The organism is Peribacillus sp. NPDC058002, from assembly GCF_042886655.1.
Classification (GTDB): Bacteria; Bacillota; Bacilli; order Bacillales; family DSM-1321; genus Peribacillus; species Peribacillus aracenensis.
This window is the reverse complement of record NZ_JBHVQU010000214.1, coordinates 1-6,031: the sequence shown is the minus strand read 5'-3', so window position 1 is coordinate 6,031 and position 6,031 is coordinate 1. Positions and strand designations below refer to the sequence as shown.

The 6,031-nt window shown below is 42.8% G+C and carries 4 protein-coding genes; all 4 read left to right on the top strand.

What is annotated here, in order from left to right; translation table 11 throughout:
- Positions 1 to 202 precede the first annotated feature (202 nt).
- The 4 genes from ACFVSH_RS21875 to ACFVSH_RS21860 all read left to right on the top strand — a co-directional run bounded on the left by ACFVSH_RS21875 (position 203) and on the right by ACFVSH_RS21860 (position 5,896).
- Positions 203 to 1,231: an NADH:flavin oxidoreductase/NADH oxidase gene (locus ACFVSH_RS21875; protein ID WP_387707797.1), complete on the top strand. Its 1,029-nt coding sequence runs from the start codon at positions 203 to 205 to the stop codon at positions 1,229 to 1,231.
- Between the two features lie 352 nt (positions 1,232 to 1,583).
- The gene (locus tag ACFVSH_RS21870; RefSeq protein ID WP_387707795.1) at positions 1,584 to 4,118 is read left to right on the top strand and encodes a PEP/pyruvate-binding domain-containing protein; all 2,535 of its coding nucleotides are present in this window, start codon (positions 1,584 to 1,586) and stop codon (positions 4,116 to 4,118) included.
- Positions 4,119 to 4,135: 17 nt separating this feature from the next.
- Complete coding sequence (locus ACFVSH_RS21865; protein ID WP_387600995.1) at positions 4,136 to 5,476, top strand: MFS transporter; 1,341 nt, start codon at positions 4,136 to 4,138, stop codon at positions 5,474 to 5,476.
- Positions 5,477 to 5,584: 108 nt separating this feature from the next.
- On the top strand, positions 5,585 to 5,896 hold the full coding sequence (locus ACFVSH_RS21860) for a rhodanese-like domain-containing protein (RefSeq protein WP_034309364.1): 312 nt from the start codon (positions 5,585 to 5,587) through the stop codon (positions 5,894 to 5,896).
- Positions 5,897 to 6,031: the final 135 nt, after the last annotated feature.

Genomic DNA, 6,031 nt, shown 5'->3' with positions numbered 1-6,031 from the left:
GGCTTTACTTGGTAAATAGCAACAAAGTATGCCAAAACAGCTTTTTTTATTGGATCTCCGCATTGGTGGGGATGGAAATGCTGTACCAACAAGATGATGTCGTTTACAATGAAAGATTCGGGAATCTGATTAGTTGACACAGAATAAATCAGATGATATAAATGCATGTGCATGCATTATATGAAAAAGGAGATAAAAAATTATGAATGATTTATTTTCACCTTATCGCATAAAAGAACTTGAACTTAAAAATAGGATCGTCATGCCGCCGATGTGCCAATACTCCGTCGAAGCGGAAGATGGTATACCAACAAACTGGCACCAGCAACATTATGTAAGCAGGGCAGTTGGAGGCACGGGATTGATTATCGTGGAAATGACCGATGTGGAGCCTGATGGGCGCATTTCGAATCGTGATCTTGGATTATGGTCCGACGACCAAATTGGAGCTTTCTCCAACATCGTTAAGGAAGTTCATCAATACGGTGCAAAAATCGGGATACAAATTGCCCATGCAGGCCGTAAAGCGGAGGATGCCGAAACTCCGGTGGCACCATCAGCCATTGCGTTTGATGAAACGTACAAAACACCAAGAGCTTTAGCAACGGAAGAAGTGAAGGGAATGGTCGATAAATTCCGGGCATCGGCCAGAAGGGCTGTTCAAGCAGGATTTGACGTAATCGAATTACATGGTGCACACGGGTATTTAATCCACCAATTCACATCACCGCTTACGAATAAACGTGATGACGAATATGGAAAAGACCTGACTAAATTCGGAGTGGAAGTCATTAAAGCAGTGAAAAGCGAAATGCCTGCCGACATGCCTTTAATCATGCGCATTTCTGCAAAAGAGTACGTTGAAGGCGGATATGGCATTGAGGAAAGCATTGCCTTTTCACAAGTCTTTAAAGAAGCAGGAGTCGATATGTTCCATGTAAGTTCTGGAGGAGAAGGTCCGATTGGAGCAGACGGAAGACCGGGTACGCATGCTAGCTATCAAACTCCGTTGGCGAGGGAAATCAAAAAAGCTTTGGATATCCCCGTGATTGCTGTAGGTCGATTAGATGATCCGATTCTAGCGAATTCAATCATTGGCAATGAAGAAGCCGATTTGGTTGCCGTCGGCAGAGGAATGCTGCGAAACCCTTATTGGGCACTTGAAGCATCTAAATCTTTGAATATAAAAACGGAGATCCCTAAACAATATCAACTGGGATTCAAGCATTAATATCGATCTTTAAAACGCCGGCGAAAATTATATTCGCCGGCGTTTTTTTCATTCAGGCCCCATTGTGACTATTGTAGGGATTATTCGTTGTGATTGGATTTGGTGTATTTACTTAATAAATGTAAATAAATATAAAATTGAATAGTTTGTTGCATTTTTGCGATCGATCATTCGGGAAAATGGCAATAAAGCCCTAATAATCATTGCGAAAGCAATGCCCGTCATGGAATTTAGTGTAAGCCTTTTCAAATGCAATGTAACAGGATTTCCTTTATGGTTAAGAGTGGGATTTATACCTATAAATGGGTATTTCTCGATCTTGGATATTCAACGTGATGGAAGGGGAGCGAATATGTATACAGAGCGATTTGAAAATGCTGCTGAGTCCAATGAAATCGTAGGGGGAAAAGCTTTACATTTAATTAAAATGACGAAGTTGGGCATGCCCGTGCCTAATGGGTTTGTCATTAACAATGATTCATTCATGCATTTCGTAGAAAGAAATGAACTGGATTTACAAAGTGAAGCCATCCAGGCCGAGATTATGGAGGCGAGCATCCCGGATGACTTGTCAAGCACCCTGTTGAGCTCTTTTCATGAGCTGCGGGAAGACTATGCATCCGTGGCAGTCCGTTCCTCTTCGGGTGCAGAAGACCTGGAAGGGGCATCCTTTGCCGGTCAGTATGAAACATACCTGAATGTTAAAACGGATGAAGAATTCCTATCAAGGGTAAAAGGCTGCTGGGCTTCCTGTTTCGAGAACCGGGTTCGGCAATATACCGAAACCATTCATGAAAGTGCTGAAAAAATATCAATGGGCGTTGTGGTCCAAGGTATGATACATTCAGATGTTTCAGGAGTGATTTTCAGCCAGGACCCCGTTACGTACAATCCAGATCATATTGTGATAAATGCCAGTTATGGGCTCGGGGAGGCGGTGGTATCTGGTATCGTGACACCTGATACCTATTTGGCTAAACGTGATTGTACAAAGATCGAGAAAATCAAGGGCCGCAAAGAGCTGAAAATCATCTCCGGCTCCAAAGGCACGTTAGAAGCGGAAACCACAAAAGCGGAACAGGAGGCATATTGCCTCAATGATGCGCTGCTTACACAATTGACCGAATTGACACTGGAGGTGGAGAAGCATTATGGGCATCCTGTCGATTTGGAATTCGCCATTCAAGATCAAAAGGTATATCTCTTGCAAGCCCGCCCGATTACAACAGTGATCGAAGACGCTGAAGTCATTCCAGAAGCAAGGAAAGAATTTATTTTGGATCGGACTGATATGGAGGACTTTTGGGTTTTGATCGATTCAAGATTTCCTGATCCAATTTCCCCATTATTCGCATCCATAGTCACCCAACCATTTTATCAAGGAATGGCTAAAGCGGCAGAGGAACTCAGGGAACCGTCGGGATACATCCAAATGAAAGTCCATAACGGGTATTATTACGGAAAGCAAATCCACCTAGAAACGGACCCCAAGCAATTATTCATGGAAAACGAAAAGCTTATGGAGACCTTGTATCCAGATATGACGAACAGGATGCATGATATTATCCATGATCATTTATTGCCCATTTATCGATATATGGATGAAGAAACTTCGAAGGAATTCACGGCAGCCAAAGCGATAAGAGGGTTGGGTGAGTTAGAAGGGTTTTTCAAAGAGGTCTATTACTGGCATTTCATGATCGTCCTTCCGCTTGCGAGTATTACTATTAAACTTGAACGGCTATTCAAAAGCTTGCTGGGGACCGAACCGCCCCATGAACTCTACCAATCCATGGCTGGAGTGATGAATAAGTCACTGGAGTCCGATCGAATACTGTGGCAATTATCTTTGAAAGCGAAGAATGAACCTCAGTTGCTCAAGGTGATCATGGATGCCGATGAAGGAAATTTATCCAGGGATCTGAGCGCGTTTGGGAAAGGGAAGGATCTTCTGGAACGTGTGGATAATTTCGTCAATGTATACGGGTACAGATGTCTTAAGGCACATGATTTCGTTGGGGAAACCTGGATTGAAAATCCTGAGCATGTACTGCAAATCATTAAGAATTTCATCATCAATGGGTATGATTTCGATAAAGAATTCGAAACGGCATTAGCTGACGGGAAACGGATATACCAAAGGTTTTTAAATGGAATTGAAGACTCCGCTGAGCGGGACGAATTTAAAAAATATTATCAAATGGTCTTGGATGCTGCTGTAATCACGGATGATCATCATTTTTATATTGATGCCATGTTTGATGCAAAGGCACGTTTATACTTATTGAAAGTAAGTGAGCTTTTAGTTGAACAGAACGTGCTGGATGACGCAGAAGATATTTGGTTTTTATATAAAGATGAGGTCATATCCGCTTTGGATGCCCCCCACACTTTAAAGGAAACGGTATTGGAACGGAAAAGGCAATATGATTTACAGAGTAAAATGAAAACGCCATCATTTTTTGGGGAACCTACGGATGAAGAGCGTGCTTTCGTGGAAATGGTGTTTGGCTCATTGGAAGAAAACAAGGAAAATACGGCGAGTACGATTAAAGGAATTTCAGCATCCGGAGGAGTATGCGAAGGAAAAGTCAAGGTGATATCCGGTTTGCATGAAGCCTCTCATTTTAAAAAAGGAGATATTCTGGTCTGCAGGACCACGACACCAGTCTGGACGTCCTTTTTCCAGGATGCAAAAGCAATCATTACCGATACAGGCGGCATGCTGTCCCATTCTGCGATCATTGCCAGGGAATATCGGATTCCGGCAGTGTTAGGGACAAAAATAGGAACGGATCGCTTAAAAGATGGAGATCGTGTCATTGTCGATGGGAATACGGGAACCGTTACGATTATCGATGAGCAAGTCGAACAAAGTGCTGTTTGAAGGATTGAGGTGAAAGAATGGGCAGACAGAAAGAATTCCTGATGATTATTTTTACTTTAATGGCCGCGTTTCTCGTACCGATCAATTCAACAATGATTTCGATAGCACTGGGCTCGATTTCAGACTTTTACGGTTTGGATATCCACAGTGTCACTTTGGTCGTCACCATCTATCTCATTGTAATGGCCGTTACCCAGCCGATTGCGGGTAAACTTGGGGATTTATATGGCAATCGTAAAATCTATATAATTGGCATATTACTATTCCTTGCTGCCTCGATTGGATGCGGGCTTTCGCTAAATATAGGCATGCTTGTCGCTTTTCGATCACTGCAGGCCATAGGGGGCGGATTGCTGATCCCGAATGTCGTTGCCCTTATCCGGCAGACCGTTTCACGTGAGCGGCTCCCAGGGGTGTTGGGATTTTTCGGGTTGGGAATGGGTCTGGGAGCAGCGGTAGGTCCATTGATAGGATCGCTTTTGATTGCTGTAGCCAGTTGGAAAGCGATATTCCTGGTTAATGTCCCCTTTTTATTGGGGGCACTTGCTGGAGGCCTTTTTCTTTTACCAAAACTGCAGAAAAAGCATTCCCGACAGCCATTGGACATTATCGGTTCCATTTATTTAGCCGTTACGATCACTTTATTGATTACTTTAACCCATGCAAAATCAACGGCGATGTACATCGTACTCGGTATGGGGAGCCTTCTTTTCCTGGGATTATTCGTACGGAAAGAACGGTCTGTCCCATCCCCGATTATAGACTTTAGCTTATTTAAGAGTCCTATATTCGTGAATGCCAATTTATCTGTACTGATCAATAATTTCACGATGTATGCGATTTTGTTGGTCATGCCGCTGATCATGACCACAAAAATGGATATTTCGGCTTCCATGAGCGGTGTCATGTTATCACTGTTCTCCATTTCAATGGCTATTAGCAATATGATAGGCGGACAGCTTAATCGGAAATACCCTTCGGAAAAGGTCATATTCCTTTCATTCGCCATCACGGTGATAACGAATCTATTATTCTTATTCGTCATCCAATTCCAGTCTCTTTTTTATCTAGCCGTCACACTTATCGTGAATGGGTTGGCTATCGGTTTAGGGCTTACAAGCATGCAGGTCGCTTCCCTGGAAGCCGTGGAGGAATCCGCATCGGGCTCGGCATCGGGAATCTTTTCGACCTTTCGATATTTCGGGAGCATCATCTCATCTACGTTGATAGGGATCATCGCCAATTATTCGATCCTTTTCGGTATCCTGATAGTGGCGGCAGTGTTAGGAGCCATTTTAACCAGGATGGTTTTTAGAAGCAATAAAAATTTGAGTGTTGAAGATAATTTCTGGAAATAAATACATGGCATGAAGGAATTTTCATCAACGATTCCATTACGTGATGTTGAACTGGAAATTTTGCTATAATGAAAAAGATAAATCAAACGATAATTCGAGGTGCTAATTATGGAAGAAATCAAAATCATTACAACGGAAGAAGTGGAAGCTAAGCTTGAGGCAGGCGAAGCGATGGAACTTGTCGATGTTCGGGAAGACGAAGAAGTGCAAGAGGGAATGATCGAAGGCGCAAAACATATCCGCATGAATGACATCCCGGCGAACCTTGACTATTTTGATAAAGAAAAAGAATATATTTTTATCTGCCGTTCAGGACGCCGCAGTGAAAATGTATGCCATTATCTTCAGGAACAAGGATATAAAGTGGCAAACATGGTTGGCGGAATGCTTGAATGGGACGGCGAAGTCATCGTTAAGTGAAGTTCTTCAAAAAGACCTGTCACTTTTGTAAGCGTAAATCCAAGAATGTGATGGCTTATTTGAATGAAGAGAGAAAAAAGATCATGGTTTGTTCACAATGCCGTGAATATGCGGAAAGACGCGCATATTTGAAGG